Here is a 24,565-nt window from a genome sequence, read left to right on the forward strand (position 1 = left end):
ATGTGGGCAAATACACTCAGCCGTAAGTCTCCGGTTTCTGCGCGTCAGCCGAACACGTCAGCGTGCAAAGCGAAAGAAGTCAAGAGCGCTGAACAACCAGCGGCGATTCCTGCGTCGTGGGAACTGAGTGAGAAACAGCGTAACTTTATCGAATCTTTCATGGATCCGAAGTCGAAATAACGCAGTCTGCGTTCTGTTCTTTATATAGATGTTCGTCCCTCATTTTACCGGATTATCCGGTGGGCATTTTAAAAGCCCGTCTCTTTAACACTCAGCATTAAAAAAACGGTGTCATCAGTACAACGCTGAAGACGGTGGACTTTTTTTGCCCGGAATCCGGGAGGGAGTGACTCAATGAATACAACAACTTTTTCATGGATTAGCGTTTATGCCTTTTCATTTGCATTTTGGGCAGCTGCCGTGTGGGCAATGATGTAATCCAATAACTCAAATTATTCGTCCTGTTATTCATGCCCTGACAATCGTCGGGGCATTTTTCTTTGTGCATTTATGTGTCATTTTGTGTTGTTATCAAATCGTTAACGACAATGTGGTCTATCTTTAACCTAAACCTTGCGGTTATTGAGGTTTAAAGAAAGGCCCATTAAAGGAGGAGTTATGTCGTTAACCTTACGCGAGCACAGCCAGGATACGCTGGACGTTCGGGCACAAAAATATCATTACTACAGCCTGCCAAAAGCCGCCCAGCAACTGGGCAATATTGATCGCTTACCCAAATCGATGAAAGTCCTGCTGGAAAACCTGCTGCGCTGGCAGGATGGCGATTCTGTTACTGCGGAAGATATTCAGGCGCTGGTGGACTGGCAGAAAGATGCTCATGCCGATCGGGAGATTGCCTATCGCCCGGCACGCGTGCTGATGCAGGACTTTACCGGTGTACCTGCGGTGGTTGATTTAGCCGCCATGCGCGAAGCGGTAAAGCGCCTTGGAGGCGATGTTGCCAAAGTGAACCCGCTTTCGCCTGTCGACCTTGTCATTGACCACTCTGTTACGGTCGACCATTTCGGCGACGATGAAGCCTTCGAAGAGAATGTGCGCCTCGAAATGGAGCGTAACCACGAGCGCTACGTGTTTCTACGTTGGGGACAGAAAGCGTTCAACCGCTTCCGCGTGGTGCCGCCCGGCACCGGGATTTGCCATCAGGTGAATCTGGAGTATCTGGGCAAATCGGTCTGGCATGAAACCCAGGATGGTAAAGAAGTGGCCTATCCCGATACGCTGGTGGGAACCGATTCCCATACCACGATGATCAACGCGCTCGGCGTACTGGGTTGGGGTGTGGGCGGTATCGAAGCGGAAGCCGCTATGTTAGGCCAACCGGTATCCATGCTGATCCCCGATGTTGTAGGCTTCAAACTGACCGGAAAACTTCGCCCGGGCATAACCGCCACTGACCTTGTATTGACCGTCACGCAGATGCTGCGCAAACACGGTGTGGTGGGGAAATTTGTTGAGTTTTACGGTGATGGATTAGCTGATTTGCCGCTCGCCGACCGCGCGACCATTGCCAATATGGCGCCAGAATATGGTGCAACCTGTGGTTTCTTCCCGATTGACGAAATCACGCTGAGTTATATGGCGCTCACCGGCCGTGAGTCTGAACAGGTGGCATTGGTCGAGGCGTATGCGAAGCAGCAGGGCATGTGGCGTCATCCCGGTGATGAACCGGTGTTCACCAGCACGCTGGCGCTGGATATGGCCGAAGTGGAATCGAGCCTCGCTGGACCTAAGCGCCCGCAAGATCGTGTATCGCTGGGTGATGTTCCCGCCGCATTTGACGCCAGTAATGAACTGGAAGTGAATCATGCGCAGAAAGCGCACAAGACGGTCAGCTATCGCGACAGTGAAACCGGCGAAAGCTATCAACTTGATGACGGCGCGGTGGTGATTTCCGCGATTACGTCCTGTACCAATACCTCCAATCCCAGCGTATTAATGGCTGCAGGCCTTTTAGCGAAAAACGCCGTTGAGCGTGGCTTAATGCGCAAACCCTGGGTTAAGGCCTCACTGGCTCCAGGCTCAAAAGTGGTGTCAGATTATCTCGCCGTGGCGCAGCTCACGCCGTATCTGGATGAACTGGGCTTCAATCTGGTGGGGTATGGCTGTACTACCTGCATCGGTAACTCTGGTCCGCTGCCGGATGAAATCGAAAGTGCCATCAAAGAAGGGGATTTGACGGTCGGTGCAGTGTTGTCGGGTAACCGCAATTTTGAGGGACGTATTCATCCACTGGTGAAAACCAACTGGCTGGCCTCTCCACCGCTGGTGGTTGCCTATGCGCTGGCCGGTAACATGAAACTGAATCTGCAGCGTGATCCCATTGGTCAGGATCATCAGGGCAAAGACGTATTCCTCAAGGATATTTGGCCCTCTCCGGAAGAAATTGCCGCAGCGGTGCAGAAAGTGACCAGTGACATGTTCCACAAGGAGTACGCGGAAGTGTTTGATGGCACGCCAGAGTGGCAACAGATCAAAGTCAGTGAAGCCGCGACTTATGACTGGGATGAAGGGTCCACCTATATTCGTCTGTCACCATTCTTTGATGATATGGAGGAAGCGCCGAAACCGGTACAGGATATCAAGGGGGCGCGTATTCTGGCGATGCTGGGCGATTCAGTCACCACTGACCACATTTCCCCGGCGGGGAGTATCAAAGCGGAAAGTCCTGCAGGCCGCTATTTGTTGTCGCATGGGGTTGAGCGTACCGACTTTAACTCCTACGGTTCACGTCGTGGTAACCATGAAGTGATGATGCGCGGTACGTTCGCCAATATCCGTATTCGCAATGAAATGGTGCCAGGCGTTGAAGGGGGCTATACCAAACACTTCCCGAGCAATGAGCAACTGGCTATCTATGATGCGGCGATGAAGTATCAGGAAGAGGGCGTGCCCTTGGCGGTCATCGCCGGGAAAGAATACGGCTCCGGCTCAAGTCGTGACTGGGCCGCGAAAGGGCCTCGTTTACAAGGTGTTCGCGTGGTTATCTCCGAATCGTTTGAACGTATACATCGCTCCAACCTGATTGGTATGGGCATTCTGCCGCTGGAATTCCCTGCTGGGGTGACGCGCAAAACCCTTGGGTTGACCGGCGAGGAGTTCATTGATGTGGCCGACCTTGCCCAGCTTAAACCTGGTTGTACGGTGAAAGTGACGCTAACGCGTGCCGATGGCACCAAGGAAACCCTCGAAACACGCTGCCGAATCGATACCGGTAATGAACTGACTTATTACCAAAACGATGGCATTTTGCACTACGTGATTCGTAACATGCTTAACTAAAAGAAAGCCGGGAAATTTCCCGGCTCTTCCTTTTCTGCTTTATGACTTAGGCAGCAGATGCCCCATTTTTTCCGCTTTGGTATCCAGATAGTGCGCGTTCTTAGGGTTACGCCCTACCACCAGAGGCACGCGTTCAACAATGTTGATGCCCGCTTCACTGAGGATTTCAACTTTACGTGGGTTATTGGTCAGCAAACGGACCTCATTCACACCCAGAAGTTTGAACATATCCGCACACAGCGTGAAATCACGCTCATCCGCTGCAAAGCCCAGTTGATGGTTAGCTTCCACTGTATCGTAGCCTTTATCTTGCAGGGCATAGGCGCGAATTTTGTTCAGCAAACCAATGTTTCGACCTTCCTGGCGGTGATATAACAGCACACCACGACCTTCTTCCGCGATGGCGTTCAGCGCGGCTTCAAGCTGAAAACCGCAGTCGCAGCGCAAGCTGAACAGCGCATCGCCAGTCAGACACTCAGAGTGGACGCGGGCCAGCACCGGATTGTGGTCGCTAACATCACCGTAAACCAGCGCGACATGATCCTGGCCGGTCGCCAGTTCTTCAAAACCAACCATCAGGAAATCTCCCCATGGCGTGGGCAGTTTGGCTTCTGCTACCCGTTTAAGCTGCATGTGACTCTCCAGAACCTTCAGAGGATGCGCTATCATCATGATAACGCACGGGCCCGATTGGCCCGACAAAACTGACAATATTGTGCCACAACATGAACTTTAGCCGTTAATCAGTCAGAGTGATTGTAGTGATAAAGCACAATTATCCAAGCTGCAACGTGTATGTTATTCTTTTTTCAGCTAAAGTTATGCACGGCCTGCTAGAACAGGCGGATCGAAAAGGAACAGGATGTTAAAAATCGCTCAACGAACCACACTTGGAATGTTGCTGTTATTGATCATGCCGCTTGGCGTCTGGCTATCCGGCTGGCAGTGGCAGCCCGGTGAAAGTGGGCTGTTTTTGCGCGTATTATTTTGGGTAACCGAAACGGTGACCAGCCCGTGGGGCACGCTGACTAGCCTTATCCTCAGTGCCTGGGCATTATGGTGCCTGCGTTTTCGGCTTAAACCCGCCATCCTGTTAATTCTGATCATGAATGGTGCCATTCTTGCCGGTCAGTACACGAAATCCTTTATCAAGGAACAGGTGCAGGAGCCGCGCCCCTATGTGGTGTGGCTGGAAAAAAGCCACGGCATTAATGAAGCAGAATTTTACCAGCTCAATCGACAGGGCCGCAGCCAGATGGTTTCGAACTTGCTGGCGAATGACACCCAATTGCCGCAATGGCTGAAGCAGCACTGGGCGTTTGAAACCGGGTTTGCGTTTCCTTCTGGACACACCATGTTTGCCGCCAGCTGGTCGTTACTGGTGATTGGCTTGCTGTGGCCACGTCGTCACAGAATCACCGTGGTGGTGGTGTTTGCCTGGGCAACCATGGTGATGGGCAGCCGTTTGCTGTTGGGGATGCACTGGCCACGTGATCTGGTGGTGGCCACCATCATCTCTTGGTTGTTGGTGACACTGGCCACCTGGCTGGCACAGCGCTTCTGTGGACCACTCACGTTACCCCGCGAAGAGCAGCAAGAGATCGCGCAACGTGATGATGTATTGTAATTTCTGATCGCGCCCCCATATGATCGATCAACCTTACAGAAAATGCGCTAACTGATGCGCGGATAAGCAGCATCGGCGGCGCTTTTTTGGCATACTTCTAACGGATAACCTCTCGACAGGACGCAATGTGAAATATTTGCTGATTTTTCTCGTGGTATTGGTCATTTTTATCATCTCCGTCACGCTCGGAGCGCACAATGATCAAGTCGTCACCTTTAATTATCTGCTGGCGCAGGGCGAATTCCGCATCTCCACTTTACTGGCTTGCCTGTTTGGCGCTGGATTCCTGCTCGGATGGGCTATTTGCGGTCTTTTCTGGTTACGGATTCGTGTGTCTCTGGCCAATGCGCAGCGCAAGCTGAAACGTATGCAGGCACAGAACGAACAATCAACGGCTGTGACAACCTCTTCTACTGCTGGTCGTCGGGATTAAGTTTCGATGCTTGAATTGCTGTTTTTGCTTCTTCCTGTTGCTGCGGCGTATGGCTGGTACATGGGCCGCCGCAGTGCCCATCAGGATAAGCAACAGGAAGCTAACCGCCTGTCGCGTGAATACGTTGCTGGCGTCAACTTCCTGCTATCCAACCAACAGGACAAAGCCGTAGACCTCTTTCTGGATATGTTAAAAGAGGATAGCGGTACCGTCGAAGCACACCTGACGCTCGGTAACCTGTTCCGTTCACGCGGAGAAGTTGACCGCGCAATTCGCATTCACCAGTCGTTAATGGAAAGCGCATCACTCAGCTATGAACAACGTTTATTAGCGATTCAGCAACTGGGCCGTGATTACATGGCGGCAGGGCTGTACGACCGCGCGGAAGACATGTTCGGTCAGCTGATTGATGAAACGGATTTCCGTATCGGTGCGTTGCAACAGTTGTTGCTGATTCATCAGGCTACCAGTGACTGGCAGAAAGCGATTGAAGTGGCCGAAAGATTAGTGAAACTCGGCAAAGATAAGCAGAAGGGCGAAATCGCCCACTTTTACTGTGAGCTTGCACTTCAGGCGATGAGCAGCGATGACCTTGATCGCGCCATGAATTTGCTGAAGAAGGGTGAATCCGCCGATCATCAGAGTGCCCGCGTTTCCATCATGATGGGCCGCATCTTCATGGAAAAGGGCGAGTATGCAAAAGCCGTAGTGCATCTGGAGCGCGTGCTGGAGCAGGATAAGGAGCTGGTCAGTGAAACCTTACCGATGCTGGAGACCTGCTACCAACGTCTGAATCAGCCAGAAGGCTGGGCACATTTTCTGCAACGCTGTGTTGAAGAGAATACCGGCGCCGCCGCGGAGCTATACGCAGCGGATATCCTGGAACAGCAGCAGGGCCCGGAAGCGGCGCAGTTATATATCAATCGCCAGTTGCAGCGACATCCCACCATGCGTGTATTCCATCGTTTGATGGACTTCCACTTGCACGAGGCTGAAGACGGGCGTGCGAAAGAGAGCCTGATGGTGCTACGCGATATGGTGGGTGAGCAAATTCGCACTAAGCCGCGTTATCGCTGCCAGAAGTGCGGCTTCACCGCGCATGCGCTTTACTGGCATTGCCCATCATGCCGCGCGTGGTCTTCGGTGAAACCAATCCGCGGGCTCGACGGCCAGTAATGGCCGCGCTTGGTTGTAATGTTTTAATACCTTATAGTTACAACATACCGTATACCCAATTCAGATATCAACAACATAGACACCGTGCCCATTCCTGTTAATCAACGTCTAATCTTATGCGTGTGATTGTCCTGCCCGGTGTGCGCGGGTAGAATGCATGCCGTTTGTCCATCGCGCCTGCGGGTGCCCGCTTCTGAGGAAACGTTATGCCTGTTACCCCTTCACCAATTCTGGTGGCACTCGACTATCATGATCTCAACAGTGCGCTGCAATTTGTTGACCGCATCGACCCGAGCCAGTGCCGTCTGAAAGTGGGCAAAGAGATGTTCACGCTGTTTGGTCCTTCGCTGGTCAAAACATTGCAGGAACGTGGATTCGACGTTTTTCTCGACTTAAAGTTTCATGACATTCCGAATACCACCGCGCATGCCGTGGCAGCCGCAGCCGATCTCGGAGTATGGATGGTGAACGTCCACGCCAGCGGTGGGGCACGCATGATGAATGCCGCACGCGAGGCCTTGGTGCCATTTGGTAAAGATGCGCCGTTACTGATTGCCGTCACCGTACTGACGAGCATGGATGCTGAGGACCTAAAAGGGCTCGGCATTACGCTTTCACCGGCAGAGCAGGCAGAGCGCCTGGCGCGTTTGACCCGCGATTGCGGGCTGCATGGTGTGGTCTGCTCCGCGCAGGAAGCTGCACACTTCAAGCAAGTGATTGGCCAGGATTTCGCGCTGGTAACGCCGGGTATTCGTCCTGAAGGCAGCGATGCGGGCGATCAACGACGTATCATGACGCCGCAACAGGCGAAGCAGGCGGGTGTGGATTATATGGTGATTGGACGTCCGATCACCCAATCCAACGATCCCGCCTCCACACTGCACGCGATCCTGCAAAGTTTACAGGAGGCCTAATGGCTGACGATAACCGCCTGGTTTACTCCACGGAAACCGGTCGAATCACGCAAGAAGAAGCAAAGGCACCGCGTCCCAAAGGGGATGGTATCGTGCGTATTCAGCGCCAGACCAGCGGCCGTAAGGGCAAGGGCGTGTGCCTCATCACCGGCATCGATCTTGACGATGACGCTTTGAACAAACTGGCCGCAGAGTTGAAGAAAAAATGCGGCTGTGGCGGTGCGTTAAAAGATGGCGTGATCGAGATTCAAGGGGATAAACGTGATTTGCTCAAAACCCTGCTTGAAGCCAAAGGCATGAAGGTCAAATTAGCCGGCGGCTAACAGAAGAGCGGGCCACATTGGATGTGGCCCGTGATTAAGTAGATGCGCTGCGTAGCCTGAAGCATTCTTTTTTATTTAGAAACCTGATGGCCGATGATACCGCCTACGGCTGCGCCACCCACGGTTCCTAATGCACTGCCGTTGGTCAGTACCGATCCACCAATGGCGCCAGCACCAGCACCAATCGCGGTGTTACGGTCGCGTTTAGACCAATTTGAACAACCGCTCAATCCGATGACCAACGTGGTCGCCAGTACAGCTGCGGTGAAACGTTTCATTGTTATTGTCATGACTTTCTCCTTTGTTGTTTGCACAGAGGCAACCTCATAAGTATAGATGTTGCGCAACAAAGCACTTCATCCTGCAGTGTCAAATGGTCTTATTCCTGGAGCCCTGAACCACACTTTTGTCTGCTCAGCGACTTTCCGCTGCTTTTACAGCGATCCGCTCCATAACATTTTCTCTGGTCGATCAGCACAATTTAGTGATTACCGTTCGCAGGAGAAAAAATCATGCTGGAATCCCTCAAGCAACAGGTGCTGGAAGCCAATCTCGATTTACCACGTTATAACCTCGTCACCTTTACCTGGGGCAACGTCAGCGCGGTAGACCGCGAGCGAGGGCTGCTGGTGATCAAGCCATCGGGCGTGAAATACGAAAACATGAAGCAAGAGGATATGGTGGTGGTTGAGTTAGAGAGCGGAAAAGTGGTGGAAGGGGCGCTGCGTCCTTCATCCGATACTGCCACGCATCGTGCACTCTATCTCGCCTGGCCACAGATTGGGGGGATCGTCCATACCCATTCGCGGCATGCCACCATCTGGGCTCAGGCCGGGCGCGATATCATTGCGCTGGGCACCACCCATGCAGATGACTTTTACGGCACCATTCCCTGTACGCGTGCGATGAAGCGTGAGGAGATTCAGCAAGAGTATGAGTGGAACACCGGGCAAGTAATCATTGAGACATTCGCGCAGCGTCGTATCCAGCCTCAGGATATCCCAGCCGCATTGATCAATTCACACGGTCCCTTTGCGTGGGGGAAAGACGCGCATGCGGCGGTGCACAGTGCGGTCGTGTTAGAAGAAGTCGCCTATATGGCGATGCACACAGAGCGTTTACGTGAGGAACTCCCGCCCATATCGCAAAATTTGCTAGACCTGCACTATTTGCGTAAGCACGGTAAAAACGCCTGGTACGGGCAGAAGTAACCTTCATTCCCTCTTAAGGCGCCTGTGGGCGCCTTAATTTTTGCCATGATTAAACTGGTATGGCGATGCGCGTCATAAAATAAAATGATCATTCATTAATAATAAAACAACGTTTCATAAATAGAATTGCGATCACTTTTTTCTCCCTGCCCAAAGGTTATGTTGCCTGCCATGCCATCCGGCAAATCATAACGCACCTCCTTCTGGCTCAGTTAAGGTGACACAATTATGCATATCAAACGTGCAATCGATAAAGTTCCAGGCGGCATGATGCTGATTCCGCTGTTTCTGGGCGCACTTTGCCACACGTTTTCCCCTGGCGCAGGTAAGTATTTGGGATCTTTTTCCAACGGATTAATGACCGGCACGGTACCGATTTTGGCGGTGTGGTTCTTCTGTATGGGCGCGTCAATCAAACTCAGTGCCACCGGCACCGTGTTACGTAAATCAGGCACGCTGGTGTTGACTAAAATCGCGGTGGCGTGGGTCGTGGCAGCAATTGCTTCGCGCGTGATGCCCGAAAACGGCGTCGAAGTCGGTATGTTCGCCGGATTATCAACGCTGGCGCTGGTCGCAGCGATGGATATGACCAACGGCGGGTTGTATGCCTCTATCATGCAGCAATACGGTTCGAAAGAGGAGGCGGGGGCCTTTGTGCTGATGTCACTGGAATCGGGCCCGTTGATGACCATGGTGATCCTCGGCACCGCGGGAATCGCATCCTTTGAGCCTCATGTCTTCATCGGCGCGGTATTACCTTTCCTGGTGGGGTTTGCGCTGGGTAATCTTGACCCTGAATTACGCGAGTTCTTCGGCAAAGCTGTACACACCCTGATTCCCTTCTTTGCCTTTGCGCTAGGCAATACCATTGATCTGGCGGTCATCGCACAAACCGGCCTGCTCGGCGTGTTACTGGGCGTTGCGGTTATCATTGTGACGGGCATCCCGCTGATTCTGGCTGACCGACTCATTGGCGGGGGCGATGGTACGGCGGGCATTGCGGCGTCGAGTACCGCAGGCGCAGCGGTGGCAACTCCGGTGCTCATCGCCGAGATGCTACCGCAGTTTAAACCGGTCGCGCCAGCTGCCACTGCACTGGTGGCCACATCGGTTATCGTGACTTCTGTATTAGTGCCGATCATCACCGCCGTCTATTCACGACGTGTTAAGCAATCTCATGTTGCCGTCGGGCAGCGCGCCGCCATCAAGTAAGCATACTAATCTTTCCCCGGCCCCTCGGTCGGGGATATCTCTGGATTTTACTTTATAAATCAATCTCTCATTTGGTCTGGCCTCACTCTGGATTACGCTGATGTGGCGTTTAACGCATCACATAACTAGAGGATGAGACTATGACAGTAATTAACCAACCAACTTGCAGATTGTTTACGGAAGTCGGACAAACCACCCAGTTGGCGGCCTACTATGAAGAGGGTCGACACACCATGTGGATGATGCTGCGTGCGCAACCGCGCCCCAGTTTCAACCACGAATTAATTGAGGAGATCATGAACCTGAGCTATGCCGCTCAGCGTTCTGGCCTGCCCATTGATTTCTGGGTAACGGGCTCATTAGTGCCACAGATGTTCAATGCCGGGGGAGATTTACGCTTCTTTGTGGAGTGCATTCGTAATAACCGTCGTGAAGCGCTCAGGGCTTATGCACGTGCCTGTGTGGATTGCATCCATTCAGCCGCGCGTGGGTTTGATACGGGTGCAGTAACGTTGGCGATGATCGAAGGCAGCGCGTTAGGCGGTGGTTTTGAAGCCGCACTGGCGCATCACTTCATTCTGGCGCAGAACAGCGCAAGAATGGGCTTCCCAGAGATTGCCTTCAACCTGTTCCCGGGTATGGGCGGATATTCATTAGTGGCGCGTCGTTCTGGCATGAAGCTGGCCGAAGAGCTGATATGTGAAGGGGAATCGCACAGTGCAGAGTGGTACGAAACGCGAGGTCTGGTGGATAAAGTGTTCCAGCCAGGCGACGCCTATCGCACTACGCGTACCTTTATCGATACCTTACGTCCGAAACTCAATGGTGTACGTGCGATGCTAAAAGCGCGTCAGCGCGTGCTGCAACTCTCGCGAGCGGAGTTAATGGATATCACGGAAGATTGGGTGGATTATGCTTTTACACTGGAGCCAAAAGACATTGCTTACATGGAACGACTGGTACAGCTACAGAACCGTCATAGCGCATCCCTGCGCAAAGCCGGATAACCAAGACCAGCGTTAAACGCGGGCAGGATGCTTAGCCAGCCAATGCCCGAGCTGTTCTGCGGGCATTGGTTTTGCATAATAATAGCCCTGACGTCCATCGACACCGTTGGTTAACACGAACTTTTCTTCGGCTTTAGTTTCAATACCTTCAGCGATCACCTGCAGCTCAAGGGCTTTAGCCACAGCAACAATGGCGCGTACCAGCGACTGCGCAACCGGCTGTTTATTGATGTTCCGCACAAAGCTTTGATCAAGCTTAATCGCATCAATGGGTACGCGAGCCAGTTGAGAAAGCGAGGAGTAGCCAGTACCAAAATCATCGAGATGAACCTGAGCACCCAGCTCCTGAAACTGTTTCATCAACGACAGCGCACCCGCTTCGTTTTCGATCAGGCAGCTTTCGGTCAATTCGATATCAATCGGACAATCGTTGAGGCCCGCCTCACTCAAAGCCTGCTTCAAATCGCTGTAAATACTTTGATCAATCAGTTGCTTAGCTGAAACATTAACCGCAACTCTTAAGTAGATGCCTTCGCTGCGCCACTGAATGATTTGTTGCAGCACGTTAAGCATCACCCAACGGCCAAGGGGGACAATCAGGCCGGACTCTTCGGCATAGGAGATGAAATCTCCTGGCGGCACCAAACCGCGTTCAGGCGAGTTCCAGCGCACCAGTGCTTCAGCGCTGCGCACTTCACCATCGCGGTCCAGTTTAGGCTGGTAGTAAACCACCAAATGCTCCAGCTCCAGCGCTTTACGCAGGTTAGTATCCAGCCATAGATACTCGAAAACACGCTGGTTCATCTCGTTGGCGAACACGCAGAACTTGCCGCGACCATTCTCTTTCGCGTGATACATCGCGGTATCGGCGTTGCGAATCAGGCTTTCACGATCTTCGCCATGCAAAGGGGCGAGGGCGATACCAATAGAGCAGCCGCTGTAGACCTCAATCAGGCCAACGCGGAACGGCTGGCGCAGGCGCTCAAGAATGCGCGAGGCCATCGCTTCCAGTGCTGCCTGGCTGGTGTGTTCGGCCAGCACCACAAACTCATCACCGCCCAGGCGCGCGAGCGTCTGATCTTTGCCCAGGCAGCTCAGAATGGCTAACGACACGGCCTGTAGGAGCTGGTCGCCAAACATATGGCCGTAAGCGTCGTTGACCTTCTTAAAATTGTCTAAATCGAGGTAAACCACGCCGGTTTGACTGCCGTTAGCCAGTTCCAGTGCCAGACTAATCTGTTGATGGATGGCATTGCGGTTCGGCAAACCGGTCACGGTATCGGTATTGGCGAGCACGCGCAGGCGTTCCTGGGCACGTCGCTCTTCTGTGATGTCGGTTCCAGAACAGATGAGGAAAATTTCATTTTTCCCGCTACCACTGTGGACGAACTTATTACGAAACAGAAACAGTCGTTGACCTTTTTTGGTTTTAATCCAGCGTTCGACTTCGTAAGAATTACCATCGCGGAAGAAGCCGGCGATGTTACGACGCGAAGCCTGTGCTTCCTGCTTAGTCATAAACAGCTGAAACACGTTGCGGCCGATCACTTCCTGCTCTTTCAGACCGGTATACTCTTCACTTAAGCGGTTGAAACGCTGAATATTGCCGCGTTGATCAAGGATTACAATCACCGAGTTAGCTTCAGAAACCACCTGCTCAGCGAAAGATAAGCCCAGCGTTAAATCGCGGGCCACCGAAGAGGTGTCGCCCCAGGCGGAAGAGGTGCCAGCCCAGGTGGATTGATTCACTTTGCGACCCACAAAGTGCATCGGCACGGGCGAACCATGCAAAGAGAGCGTGAGGTTGATGCTGGAGGTAATAACCGTCATCGCACGTAACAGGCTGGCCTGTGCAGGCGTAAGAGCCACCGCCAGATTGGTGCGCGCGTTCTCGTCTTCGGCAAAATGCAGAGCATCGCTATCTGAAGTTAAACGCCAATGAGGGCTGGTTGTGCCAAACAAGGTGTATAGCAGCGTTTGCCCTTGTTCATCGGTCATGGAAACTTCCTCCGGGGAAATGCTCAGCGGTCGGTATCTCATTATTTTAGCAACAGTATTCAACCTCCAGCATCAGCACAAGATGCAAACCAAATATATTTTTGTTTTCACTAAAGAATGGCACGAAAAAGCCCCGATAATCGGGGCTCAGATTTGTCAGCAAGGACACTTGCCCAGCTTGCCAGCCTGGCTGGGAAAACGCGCCTCAAGGCAATAGCGATGGAAGGCGCGTTCATCCATTGGCGTCTGCCCTGGATGATGCTGGCGCATATGCTTCAGATAAGTTTGATAGTCATGAACGCCAACCATTAAGCGAAAACTTTGCTGCAATCCCTGCCAGATCCGTTGCCAGCGATTAAGAGTTTGCCCAGCCGTCTCGGTTGCGATCGGTAAGCAGTGCTTGATATGCCAGACACCGACCGGTTTTCTCCAGCGAAAAATGGACTCAGACATTTCGCACCTCTTTACGCAGTGAGATTTCAGATTCGTGGGTGGTAGGCAGGTGGCTGCGCAACGCCCGGCGGATGACAAAGAAGGCGGCAATTAGCATGGTGACGGCCACCAGCATAAAGAAGCCGCACAGGGCCGCGTTAATCTGATTACTAAACACGATGGTTTGCATGTCGGCCACGGTTTTTGCCGGCGCGATGATTACACCTTCATCAATACCCTTACGGAACTTGTTGGCTTGGGCAAGGAACCCAATGGAGGGCTTCTCATGGAAGATCTTCTGCCAGCCTGCCGTCATTGAGGTTACAAACAGCCACGCGGTTGGCAGAATTGTCACCCACGCGTAACGCTGTTTCTTCATTTTGAACAGCACCACCGTGCCCAGAATCAATGCCATCGAGGCAAGCATCTGGTTGCCAATACCAAACAGTGGCCACAGCGTATTAATGCCGCCCAGCGGATCGACCACGCCCTGATAAACAAAGAAGCCCCAGCCCGCCACCGCAACGGTGGTGCCCGCCATATTGCCCAGCCAGGAGCGGTTGTTAGCCATAGAAGGCACCACGGTACCCACCAGATCCTGCACCATAAAGCGGCAGGCACGCGTGCCGGCATCCACCGCCGTCAGGATAAACAGCGCCTCAAACAGGATGGCGAAGTGATACCAGAAGGCCATCATCACGCGGCTGTTAAACACTTCGGTGATGATGTGCGCCATGCCTACGGCAAAGGTCGGTGCGCCACCTGCACGGGACAACACGGTGGATTCCCCAACATCACGGGCAATGCCACTCAGCATTTCAGGCGTCACTACAAAGCCCCAGCCGTTAATCACCTGAGAAGCACTCTCCACGGTGGTGCCAATAAGCGCGGCAGGGGCGTTCATGGCGAAGTAAACGCCTGGATCGAGCACTGAGGCACAAATCAGCGCCATAATGGCCACGAACGACTCCATCAGCATCGCGCCATAACCGATAAAGCGGATATGGCTTTCACGTTCCACCAGTTTCGGCGTGGTACCACTGGAAACCAGCGCATGGAAGCCGGAGATGGCTCCACAAGCGATGGTGATAAACAGGAACGGGAACAGCGCGCCAGAGAACACCGGGCCGCTGCCATCAATAAATTTGGTTACCGCCGGCATTTTCAGTTCTGGCATGGCAAACAGAATGCCCACCGCCAGACCGATGATCACGCCGATTTTCAGGAAGGTCGAGAGATAGTCACGCGGTGCCAGCAGCAGCCACACCGGCAGGGAAGAGGCGACGAAGCCGTAGATCACCAGCACCCACGTCAGTTCGGTTCCTTTCAAGGTGAACAGCGGTCCCCAGTAGGGATCGGCCGCCACATCACCACCGTAAATGATCGCTGCCATCATCAGCACAAAGCCAATTATCGACACTTCAGCGATTTTGCCAGGGCGCAGATAACGCATATAGACGCCCATAAACAGGGCAATCGGAATGGTTGCTGCGATGGTAAACAGTCCCCATGGACTGTTGGCCAGCGCTTTCACCACCACCAGCGCTAGCGCGGACAGGATGATAATCATCACGCCGAGCGCTCCCAGCATGGTGACTACACCAGCAAAAGATCCCAATTCTTGACGCGCCATTTCACCTAATGAACGGCCATCACGGCGGGTAGAGATAAACAGAATCAGGAAGTCTTGCACGGCACCGGCCAGCATCACACCGACCAGAATCCAGATCGTGCCAGGCAAGAACCCCATTTGCGCCGCGAGGATCGGACCAACCAGCGGGCCAGCACCGGCAATCGCCGCGAAGTGGTGACCAAACAGCACCCATTTGTTAGTGGGCACATAGTCAAGGCCATCATTCAGGCGCTCCGCAGGCGTGCGGCGACGGTCATCCAGTTCAAAAATACGTTCAGCAATAAACAGGCTGTAAAAGCGATAGGCAATGCTGTAGCAGGCCACGGAGGCAATAACCAGCCAGACGGCATTGACGTGTTCGCCGCGGCTGAGTGCCAGCATGGCAAACGCACCAGCACCAATTAACGCCACCGCTAACCAGATCAATCCGGTTTTGACGTTGTTCATGTGTTAACTCCTTGTAGGGACCGGGAAAATAAGCGATCGGATACAACAAGTTAAAAGTAATGTAATGAATTGTTAACGAAAGGTAGTCGAATCAGAAGTGTGAAGCGGGAGGCAAATTTAACTTCAGATGAAACGGAGGAAGGAAAATGCGGGATGACAGATGTTATCCCGCCAGCATTGCTGTAATTCGAATTATTTTGGGTTTAGGCAGCAGGACGCGCCACGACACTACGGGTTTCCATACGCACTTCGGCGATGGTCACATCGATAATGTCGGTCACGCGATAGGCCACTTCGCCTTTGATCTGCACGGTGCCACTCTCTTGCGAGCACACCAGTTCATCACGCACCGCGTGGATAAACGGGGCAGGGATAAAGGCAACGGCACCGTTCTCCAGCAGGCGCACACGCATGCCGCCACGAGAAACGTCGATGATCTCCGCGCTGAATTTGCGGTCAGTGCCAGCAGACGGCGCAAGGAAACGCGCATACAGCCAGTCACCGACATCACGCTCAGCCATGCGGTTCAGACGACGACGCTCACTCATAATGGTGGTGACGTCATCGTTAGGGCGCGCAATGCTCTCGCCACGTACGATAGCTTTCAGCAGGCGATGGTTGATCATGTCGCCATACTTACGAATGGGCGAAGTCCAGGTCGCGTAGGCTTCGAGGCCAAGGCCAAAGTGTGGGCCGGGCTCGGTGCCGACTTCGGCAAAGCTCTGGAAGCGACGGATACGGCTGTCGAGGTACTGCGTTGGCTGTGCATCCAGTTCACGGCGCAGCTGACGGAAACCGTCCAGCGTGATGATCGCCTGAGGGTCAACGGTAATACCGTGACCGGCCAGCACGCCAGCGGCTTGCTCGGCATTCGCCAGGTCAAAACCGGTATGCAGGTTGTAGATACCGAAGCCCAACTTCTCTTGCAGCATTTTTGCTGCACAGACGTTAGCCAGAATCATTGCCTCTTCTACAATGCGGTTAGCGATGCGACGTGGCTCAGAGATGATATCCAGCACTTCGCCTTTCTCACCCAGCACGAAGCGGTAGTCAGGGCGATCCTTGAACACCAGCGCATGGGTTTGACGCCACTCGCTGCGGGCCAGGCATACACGATGCAGCAGGCGGATCTGCTCAGCAATGGCATCATTTTCCGGCTGCCAGCTTCCCGTATTTTCCAGCCAGTCGGAGACTTCGTCATAAACCAGTTTGGCTTTAGATTCGATCCAGGCCGCGAAGAAGTGCACATCGTCAGCCAGGCTGCCGTCTGGCAGGACAGTGACTCGGCAGGCCAACGCTGGGCGACGGACGTCAGGACGCAGTGAACAGACATTGTCAGACAGCTCACGCGGCAGCATCGGGATGTTGAAGCCCGGCAAGTAGTTGGTAAAGGCACGCTTAGAGGCGAGTTTATCCAGCTCACTGCCTTCTGCCACATAGGCGGTAGGATCGGCGATGGCGATGGTCAGTGACACGTTGCCGTCGGCGGTGGTTTCGACATACAGCGCATCATCCATATCTTCGGTGCTGGCGCTGTCGATGGTCACGAAGTTCAGTGCGGTCAGGTCTTCACGCTGTAAATGTTCGTCGAGCATCTCGCCGAAGGCCACTTTCGGCGCTTCGCGCTCCAGATTATGGCGCGACAGGGTGACCCACCACGGCGCGAGGTGATCGTCCGCAGTGACAATGAATTCAGTCAGTTCAGCATAGAAACCGCGATCGCCTTTCAGTGGATGGCGACGCATTTCTGCCACAGCCCAGTCACCGTTCTGGAATTCATGCGTGACATCGCGCGCCGCGCGGCATTGAATCGCATCTTTCAACAGAGGATGGTCAGGGACAATCGACAGGCGGTCATCCTTCTTCTGGACGCGACCGACAAAGCGGGACAGGAACGGCTCGATCAGGGTTTCCGGCTCGGCACTCTCGCGATCTTTATCAGTGTGGATCACCGCTGAAATACGGTCACCGTGCATCACTTTTTTCATCTGCGGAGGAGGAATGAAGTAGCTTTTTTGAGCATCGACTTCAAGGAAGCCAAACCCTTTTTCCGTGCCTTTCACAACACCTTCGGCGCGCGGAGTTTGCGCGTGAAGCTTCTCTTTCAGCTGCGCGAGCAGCGGGTTATCCTGGAACATAATGTATTTAGTTTCGTGGCCTAAGAGCGGTGGACAGTTTTACGCGAATCAGGGGCGCGCGGCAAGGCCAAAACAGGCTAAAAAGCCGCTTTGCGCGGCTTTTTACCTTCTGATAACGCTGATGACTCAGGCGATACGCTGCGTGGGTACAGCAGCTGTTAACGCCAGTTTCACTGGCACCGATTTTGAAGTCGGTGTGCCGCTGCCATCACCATAGCTGGAAAGGGGCACCAGCGGGTTGGTTTCCGGATAATAGGCCGCCAGGTTGCCACGCGGAATGTTATACGGCACCAGTTTGAAGCCGCTCACCCGGCGTGTCAGGCCATCGTTCCACAGGGTTTCAATATCCACTAACTGACCTTCGCTGAAGCCCAGAGACGCCATATCGTCCGGATGGATAAACACCACTTCACGCTGACCGTACACACCCCGATAACGGTCATCGAGGCCGTAAATGGTGGTGTTGTACTGGTCATGCGAGCGCAGGGTTTGCAGCGTGAACGGGACTTCCACATCGTTGCCCAATTGCGGGAACAACGAGGTCGGCAGGGCCGCCGCGCTAAACTCTGCCAGCTTCGTTGGCGTGTTGAAACGCATCTCTGCCGCGGCGCTTCCCAGATAGAAGCCACCCGGAATATCACATTTGTTATTGAAATCCGCGAAGCCCGGGATGGTGGCACCGATATGATCGCGGATCACATCATAGTTATCCGCCATGCCTAACCAGTCAATCTTGTCGCTGCCCAGCGTGGCATGTGCAATGCCGGCCACAATCGCGGTTTCAGAACGCTGTGTATCGGCCAGTGGAATCCCCACACCCTCAGACGCATGCACCATGCTGAAGGAGTCTTCAACGGTAATGAACTGGTTGCCGCTGGCCTGACGATCGCGTTCAGTACGGCCCAGCGTCGGCAGAATCAACCCTTCGTGGCCCGGTACTAAATGGCTTCGGTTCAGTTTGGTGCTGATGTGCACGGTCAGGCCGCAATGTTGCAGCGCTTCTTCTGTCACCGGAGAGTCCGGCGCCGCCGCAGCAAGATTACCGCCCAGCGCAATCAGCACTTTAACTTCATCACGCAGCATCGCGTTCAGGGCTTCAACGGTGTTGTGGCCGTGTTCACGTGGAGGCTCGAAATCGAAATGTGCGCCCAATGCATCAAGGAACGGTTTGTTGGGCTTCTCGTCGATGCCCATGGTGCGGTTACCCTGCACATTACTGTGACCACGAACCGGGCACAGACCCGCGCCTTTTTTGCCCAACTGACCAAACAGCAATTGCAGGTTAGTGATTTCGCGTACCGTATCCACCGAGTGTTTGTGCTGGGTGATGCCCATCGCCCACGTGATGATCACGCGCTCAGCACTCTGATAAATCGCCGCTGCTTCGCGGATCTGCGCTTCACTCAGGCCAGATTGCCGCACAATGTCATCCCAGCGCGTGTTATCCACCGCCGCAAGGTAACTCTCGATACCATGGGTATTGGCATCAATAAAGGCCTGGTCGAAGATACCCGGCTCACCTGCTGCCAGACGTTCACGTTGCACTTCAAGCAGCGTTTTCACCATGCCGCGAATCGCCGCCATGTCCCCCCCCAGACTGGGCTGGTAATAGGCAGAACTAATCGTGCCTGCCATTGAGGTGACCACTTCCAGCGGCTTTTGCGGATCGGCAAAACGCTCCAGTCCACGCTCACGCAGAGTGTTAAAGGTGACGATTTTGGCACCGTGATCGGCCGCATGACGCAGGCTGTGCAACATACGCGGATGGTTAGTGCCCGGGTTCTGCCCGAAGACAAAAATCGCATCAGCGTGATCAAAATCGTCCAAGCGGATGGTGCCTTTACCCACGCCAATACTGCGCTTCAGGCCGGTGCCACTCGCTTCGTGGCACATGTTGGAGCAGTCAGGGAAGTTGTTGGTGCCCATCACGCGGCCGAACAGTTGATAGAGCCATGAGGCTTCATTGCTGGCGCGACCAGAGGTGTACAGCTCCATCTGATCGGGGTGATCCATCGCGTTGAGGTGTTTGGCAATCAACGCGAACGCATCATCCCAACCGATCGGTTCATAGTGATCGGTTTCGCTGTTATAGCGCATTGGGTGTGTGAGACGGCCCTGATACTCAAGGAAGTAGTCGCTTTGCTGGTACAGGGTGCTGACACTGTGCTGAGCAAAAAATTCGGGCTCCACCACGCGACGCGTGGCTTCCCATGTGACCGCTTTGGCCCCGTTTTCACAAAAGCTAAAGGTGCTTTTGTTGTCGTCGCCCCATGCACAACCTGGGCAGTCAAAGCCACGCGCTTTGTTCATGCGCATCAGATTACGCATGTTTTTCAGGGCAGCTTTACTATCAAGGACAAAGCGAGTGGTTGCTTCCAAAGAGCCCCAACCGCCAGCAGCGGCACGATAAGGCTGAATTTTACGTTTAAATTTCATGGTCGTCGCAGGCTTATTGTTTATGAATTGTTATCAGAATATGACTTCTGTTGGAAAGAAGTGTGCGACTGACAGCAAAAGTTGTCTAATTGATTGGTTTAATGGTGCGATAGAGGCGGTTTATCGCGTTATCAGGCATTAAAGCGTGATGCAGTTCAAATTCTTCAGGCTGACAGCCGGGCGCTGTGACGTGAAATATTGATAACTGACTAATAATTGCTCTTTCAATCGAAGAAAGGGCGCGCACCATGAAGAATCTGGCCAGCCAAATCCATGCCTTCGGTAAAGCCTTAATGATGCCGATTTCCGTTATCGCCGCCGCAGGGATCTTTCTCGGGCTGGCAGCTGCCATGCAAAACCCGGCTGTCACCGGCGATGCGTTTGCAAACTTGCATGTACCGCAGTTGATCATCGGTTTTATTCGTAAAGTGGCTGCTGCGTTGTTTGCTAATCTGCCGGTTTTCTTTGCCGTCGCCAGCGCGATTGGCCTGGCCAAAGCAGAAAAACCCACGGCGGCCTTTGCCAGCGTCATTGGCTATATCGCGATGAATGTGGGTATCAATGCCACATTGGCCGCTAAAGGGTTGACTGCCGCCACCACCACACCAGAAGCGCTGCAGCAGGCGGGAATGGATCAGACCGCGGCTATGATGACTTCCGCCGAGTACATCGACATGCTGGGGATATTCACCTACAACATGAGCGTGCTGGGCGGCGTGATTGCCGGGCTGATCACCGTGCTGTTGCATAACCGTTTCTATACTCAGCAACTGCCTACCGCGATCAGCTTTTTTGGCGGGCGGCGGTTTGTGCCCATCGTCACCATTATCGTGTTACCGCTGATTGGCGTATTACTGGCGCTGATCTGGCCCACCCTTGGCGCTGGGATTGCGTGGGTAGGACAGATGATTGGCAAGAGTGGCCAGTACGGTGCATTTCTGTTAGGCACCGGTGAGCGACTGCTGATCCCCACGGGGTTGCACCATATCCTCAATGAAACCGTGCGCTTCACGCCGATTGGTGGCATGGCAACGATGGACGGGCAAACCATCGTCGGTGCGCTCAATATCTTCAATAGTTCCTTAACCCATCCTGGCGCCATCCCCGATGACACCGTCCGCAGTGCCACCCAGTTTCTCGCGCAGGGTAAAATTCCGGTGATGATGTTTGGCTTACCTGCTGCTGCGTTGGCGATTTACCACACGGCGCGACCAGAGCATAAACAGCGCGTCAAAGCGCTGGTGCTGGCGGGTGCGCTGACATCATTTACCACCGGGATCACCGAGCCGCTGGAGTTCTGCTTTATCTTCGTTTCCCCTGTGCTTTATATCCTGCATGCATTGCTTACCGGCTTGTCGTTTATGTTGATGTCGATGCTGCATTTGATGATTGGTAACGTGCAGGGCGGTGCCATCGATTTGGTGGTATTCGGCATACTGGGCGGGAGCAAAACGCACTGGTGGTGGACGGTGGTATTGGGCGTAATTTATGCACCGATCTATTACTACGGTTTCCGCTTTGTAATTACAAAGATGCGAGTGGAAACGCCGGGGCGCGAGTCGGAAGAAGAGCCACAAACTGCTCAGGTCACGGCAGATGAGCGCACTAAAGTGATCATCAGTGGGTTAGGCGGGCAGGGCAATATAGAGGACGTCGATTGCTGCTTTACCCGATTGCGTGTGCGAGTAAAGCAGATGAATGAAGTGGTTGATCAGACGCTGCTGACCACCGGGGCCAACGGCGTTAATCGCGTGAGCGAACATGATGTGCAGGTGATCTATGGCCCGCAGGTGGAAAAGATTGCCAATGAGGTAAAAAGTGCCTTAGGCGTGGCATAAAACATTTAGTTACCACGCTAATAATAAAATTCGCAATCATTGTTAAATCTCAAGGCGGGGAATTTGCGATGATGACCTCGCCCCTTCAAGAGCTAAGCCATTGCGAGTGCCGGAGATAAGCGCCGGGTGGGGCAATAATTTATTCCAAGGCTGCCACCCGGCGGCCTTTGTGCTTTTTAGCGCCTGAGTTTGCTACCATAGCGCGATCGTGACTTCAGGGTGGATGAAAAAATCGACATCAAGCAATTGATTTACCTGTGCAATTTAGAGCGTGAGCGCCATTTTGGCCGCGCGGCAGAGGCCAGTTATGTCAGCCAGCCGACGTTATCGATGCGGCTGAAAAATCTTGAGCGCGAGCTGGGCCTGTCGCTGATCAATCGCAGCAATAATTTCGACGGTTTCACGCCGGAAGGCGAACGGGTGCTGACTTGGGCGCGCGAGATTGTGTCGGTGTATCAGGGCCTGAAACTGGAAGTGGAATCACTGAAGCACGGTGTTAACGGTACGCTGCGTCTGGGGGTGATGCCGCAGTGCAGTGTGGCACTGCCCGCACTGTTAAAAGCCGTCGAGGCGCGTTATCCGCAACTGGATTATCGCGTGGCGGCGATGAGTGCCGACCAACTGCTGGAGGCATTAAACAGTCACACAGTGGATGGCGGTATCGGCTTCTTTGAACTGACGTCACTGCGTGAACTACATTTTCAGACCGCGCTGTTGAAGGATCGCGGCGTCGAAGCGATTTTTAACCCTGAGCATTTCCCGACGTTGCTGGAACAGCAGACCCTTTCACTGAAGACACTGGCGGCGCAGCCTCTGTGCCTTGCCGAACCCACGCGCTATTTTCGCCGCTACCTGGATGGACAGCTGCGAGAGACCGGGATCTTACCGCGTGTGATTGTCGAGAGTGCCTCGATTATGCAGTTGCTGCAGAGTGCGCAGGTCGGGCTGGGCGTGATGGTGTCGCCGTGCGATCACTTATTGCCGGAGATGTTGCAGAATCTGGCGCGCCGCCCGATTGAGATGGCTCCCATGGGACGCCAGGCCGCTTTAGTGATTGCCGAGCCGGGCAGGGCATCGCCGCTGGCCCAGCATTTCTTTGATGAAGCGCGTCGACATCTCCCGGATTAACGGACTTCACCCAGCGCCATAAATACACGATCTTGCCAACTGGCGAAGGCCACCGCCAGCAGCAGGGTAAAAATGCGTTCGCTACCCCATCCGGCATTCAACAAGGGCTGCAGATGCGCGGCACTGAAGCGCTCTGGCAAACGGACCAACTGCCCACTGACGTGAATCAGTGGGACCGTTTCTCCCGCTTTATCGACGTCCTGCAACAGCAGATCGCGGTGATGGTGGGCTCGTTGTGCAAACAAACGACGGCTACCCAGGATACGTGCACTCACCGCCTGTGCCAGAGACGCCTCTTCGCCAAAATGGTCGCTCAGACGCTGTTGCAGGGTGGCCCAGCCATACAGAACCTGCGCATCCTGTACCAACAACCAGACGGCATCCTCTAAATCCGGTATGCCCTGACAGAAGGTGACAGCAGCTAACTGTTCCGCACTGGCGTAACGCAGTTCGACCGGTTTCAACGCGTGTTGCCACGTCGAAGAAGAGGAAAACAGCGCAGGATCGGCATCAGGCGGCGGTGACACGCCAGGGATCCAGCGCACTGGCAATCCCATCATTGCCTGCAAGGCGGCCACCACGCGCGCCTGATAGCTGACAAATCCGACCAACTGATTGAGCGTGACGATGTCCGGTTCGGTCAGCCCGACCGCATCCAGAGCGCTGATGCTGTTGGCATTAATCAAGGCCGGTTGCATCGCCAGTTGGCGTGCATATTGAGTGATCTGCGTCAGGCGATTATTGCTCTCACGTGAGGAGTCGGGGCCGGGTAAGGGATTCAAGCGTGCCGAGTAGTGGTTGCATAGGCGTTGCACGCCAGCCACCTGCGCCACGGTCAGCGCGGTGCTGAGACGATCATAGAGCGTCAAGGTGTGCGTCAGCGAGGTGTTCAGCGTGTCAGGAAACAGAATTTGACTGAGATCGCGCGCGGCCAGCAAGGCAGGCTGGAAGCGACTCAACAGCGGCTGTAACGCGCTGGCTTCTTGCTGCAGCCCCAATAAAAAACGATCTTCGATGTAAGCGGCCTCGGGCACCAGAGGCGCGGTGGCATGGGATGGCGGGCGAGTCTGGCTTTCATAAAACCAGTGGTCATGGCCGGGAGAGCGGCGTTGTTCCATGGTCATTCCTTGCGCAAAAAACGGACTTGGTTAACGACGAGCAAATCTGAAAAGCGCATCGCCACCAAAGGGCTAGCTTATCGTCGCTGAAGCACTGTCTGTGGCAAAAGAATGAAGGGGAATAACAAATAGCGGGTTGGTATAAGACAAGGGTTGCAGGGGCGGCCATCAGGCCGCCCAAAAGCCCACAGTCG

General features: G+C 53.9%; 20 protein-coding genes. 12 read left to right on the plus strand and 8 right to left on the minus strand.

Features of this window, described 5'->3' with window-relative positions; translation table 11 throughout:
* Positions 1-180, plus strand: a complete 180-nt coding sequence (locus QMZ30_RS13790) for a YciX family protein (protein WP_283227801.1) — start codon at positions 1-3, stop codon at positions 178-180.
* Positions 181-618: 438 nt separating this feature from the next.
* Positions 619-3,300, plus strand: coding sequence for an aconitate hydratase AcnA (gene acnA, locus QMZ30_RS13795; RefSeq protein WP_283227802.1), 2,682 nt, complete (start codon positions 619-621; stop codon positions 3,298-3,300).
* 39 nt (positions 3,301-3,339) lie between these two features.
* Here acnA and ribA read toward each other — a convergent pair whose 3' ends face one another.
* Positions 3,340-3,933 carry a GTP cyclohydrolase II gene (gene ribA, locus QMZ30_RS13800; RefSeq protein ID WP_039334688.1) on the minus strand — a complete coding sequence of 198 codons (594 nt, stop codon included), beginning with the start codon at positions 3,931-3,933 and terminating at the stop codon, positions 3,340-3,342.
* 229 nt (positions 3,934-4,162) lie between these two features.
* Between ribA and pgpB the strand changes: the two genes are divergently transcribed.
* The 5 genes from pgpB to yciH all read left to right on the plus strand — a co-directional run bounded on the left by pgpB (position 4,163) and on the right by yciH (position 7,773).
* Positions 4,163-4,927 carry a phosphatidylglycerophosphatase B gene (gene pgpB / locus QMZ30_RS13805; RefSeq protein ID WP_283227803.1) on the plus strand — a complete coding sequence of 255 codons (765 nt, stop codon included), beginning with the start codon at positions 4,163-4,165 and terminating at the stop codon, positions 4,925-4,927.
* A gap of 127 nt (positions 4,928-5,054) precedes the next feature.
* Positions 5,055-5,360: a LapA family protein gene (locus tag QMZ30_RS13810; protein ID WP_283227804.1), complete on the plus strand. Its 306-nt coding sequence runs from the start codon at positions 5,055-5,057 to the stop codon at positions 5,358-5,360.
* Positions 5,361-5,366: 6 nt separating this feature from the next.
* Positions 5,367-6,536, plus strand: coding sequence for a lipopolysaccharide assembly protein LapB (gene lapB, locus QMZ30_RS13815; protein WP_058969930.1), 1,170 nt, complete (start codon positions 5,367-5,369; stop codon positions 6,534-6,536).
* 206 nt (positions 6,537-6,742) lie between these two features.
* Entirely contained in the window at positions 6,743-7,450 is a 708-nt protein-coding gene (gene pyrF / locus QMZ30_RS13820) for an orotidine-5'-phosphate decarboxylase (RefSeq protein ID WP_283227805.1), read from the plus strand.
* Positions 7,450-7,773 (plus strand): stress response translation initiation inhibitor YciH, encoded by a 324-nt coding sequence (gene yciH / locus QMZ30_RS13825; protein ID WP_283227806.1) that lies wholly within the window; start codon positions 7,450-7,452, stop codon positions 7,771-7,773. The genes pyrF and yciH overlap by 1 nt, the downstream gene beginning before the upstream one ends.
* A gap of 71 nt (positions 7,774-7,844) precedes the next feature.
* On the opposite strand, the gene osmB is transcribed toward yciH, so the two are convergent.
* Entirely contained in the window at positions 7,845-8,063 is a 219-nt protein-coding gene (gene osmB / locus QMZ30_RS13830) for an osmotically-inducible lipoprotein OsmB (RefSeq protein ID WP_039334706.1), read from the minus strand.
* Positions 8,064-8,285: 222 nt separating this feature from the next.
* Here osmB and araD point away from each other — a divergent pair, with 222 nt between their 5' ends.
* The 3 genes from araD (at position 8,286) to QMZ30_RS13845 (ending at position 11,203) form a co-directional block, all read left to right on the plus strand.
* Positions 8,286-8,984, plus strand: coding sequence for an L-ribulose-5-phosphate 4-epimerase (gene araD, locus QMZ30_RS13835; RefSeq protein ID WP_283227807.1), 699 nt, complete (start codon positions 8,286-8,288; stop codon positions 8,982-8,984).
* Positions 8,985-9,212: 228 nt separating this feature from the next.
* A complete protein-coding gene (kdgT, locus tag QMZ30_RS13840; RefSeq protein WP_283227808.1) occupies positions 9,213-10,196 on the plus strand; it encodes a 2-keto-3-deoxygluconate transporter in 984 nt (327 codons plus the stop codon).
* Positions 10,197-10,336: 140 nt separating this feature from the next.
* A complete protein-coding gene (locus QMZ30_RS13845) occupies positions 10,337-11,203 on the plus strand; it encodes a crotonase/enoyl-CoA hydratase family protein (RefSeq protein WP_034821448.1) in 867 nt (288 codons plus the stop codon).
* Positions 11,204-11,215: 12 nt separating this feature from the next.
* Here the strand turns inward: QMZ30_RS13845 and pdeR are convergent, their stop codons facing one another.
* From pdeR to QMZ30_RS13870, 5 genes are all read right to left on the minus strand, one after another.
* Positions 11,216-13,201: a cyclic di-GMP phosphodiesterase gene (gene pdeR / locus QMZ30_RS13850; protein ID WP_283227809.1), complete on the minus strand. Its 1,986-nt coding sequence runs from the start codon at positions 13,199-13,201 to the stop codon at positions 11,216-11,218.
* Positions 13,202-13,357: 156 nt separating this feature from the next.
* The gene (locus QMZ30_RS13855; protein ID WP_071885739.1) at positions 13,358-13,654 is read right to left on the minus strand and encodes a YbdD/YjiX family protein; all 297 of its coding nucleotides are present in this window, start codon (positions 13,652-13,654) and stop codon (positions 13,358-13,360) included.
* Positions 13,647-15,713 carry a carbon starvation CstA family protein gene (locus QMZ30_RS13860; protein ID WP_039334732.1) on the minus strand — a complete coding sequence of 689 codons (2,067 nt, stop codon included), beginning with the start codon at positions 15,711-15,713 and terminating at the stop codon, positions 13,647-13,649. The genes QMZ30_RS13855 and QMZ30_RS13860 overlap by 8 nt, the downstream gene beginning before the upstream one ends.
* A gap of 203 nt (positions 15,714-15,916) precedes the next feature.
* Positions 15,917-17,851, minus strand: coding sequence for an exoribonuclease II (locus tag QMZ30_RS13865; RefSeq protein WP_283227810.1), 1,935 nt, complete (start codon positions 17,849-17,851; stop codon positions 15,917-15,919).
* 126 nt (positions 17,852-17,977) lie between these two features.
* Positions 17,978-20,287, minus strand: a complete 2,310-nt coding sequence (locus QMZ30_RS13870; protein ID WP_283227811.1) for an FdhF/YdeP family oxidoreductase — start codon at positions 20,285-20,287, stop codon at positions 17,978-17,980.
* A gap of 248 nt (positions 20,288-20,535) precedes the next feature.
* On the opposite strand from QMZ30_RS13870, the gene QMZ30_RS13875 reads away from it, so the two are divergent.
* Both QMZ30_RS13875 and QMZ30_RS13880 read left to right on the plus strand, forming a co-directional pair.
* Positions 20,536-22,125, plus strand: a complete 1,590-nt coding sequence (locus QMZ30_RS13875) for a PTS transporter subunit EIIC (protein ID WP_283227812.1) — start codon at positions 20,536-20,538, stop codon at positions 22,123-22,125.
* Positions 22,126-22,356: 231 nt separating this feature from the next.
* Complete coding sequence (locus QMZ30_RS13880) at positions 22,357-23,253, plus strand: LysR family transcriptional regulator (RefSeq protein WP_283227946.1); 897 nt, start codon at positions 22,357-22,359, stop codon at positions 23,251-23,253.
* On the opposite strand, the gene QMZ30_RS13885 is transcribed toward QMZ30_RS13880, so the two are convergent.
* On the minus strand, positions 23,250-24,371 hold the full coding sequence (locus QMZ30_RS13885) for a CMD domain-containing protein (protein ID WP_283227813.1): 1,122 nt from the start codon (positions 24,369-24,371) through the stop codon (positions 23,250-23,252). The two genes, QMZ30_RS13880 and QMZ30_RS13885, sit on opposite strands and share 4 nt — an antisense overlap.
* Positions 24,372-24,565 lie beyond the last annotated feature (194 nt).

The sequence above is a fragment of the Pantoea sp. EA-12 genome (genome assembly GCF_030053355.1).
In the GTDB taxonomy this organism is placed as follows: domain Bacteria; phylum Pseudomonadota; class Gammaproteobacteria; order Enterobacterales; family Enterobacteriaceae; genus Pantoea; species Pantoea vagans_C.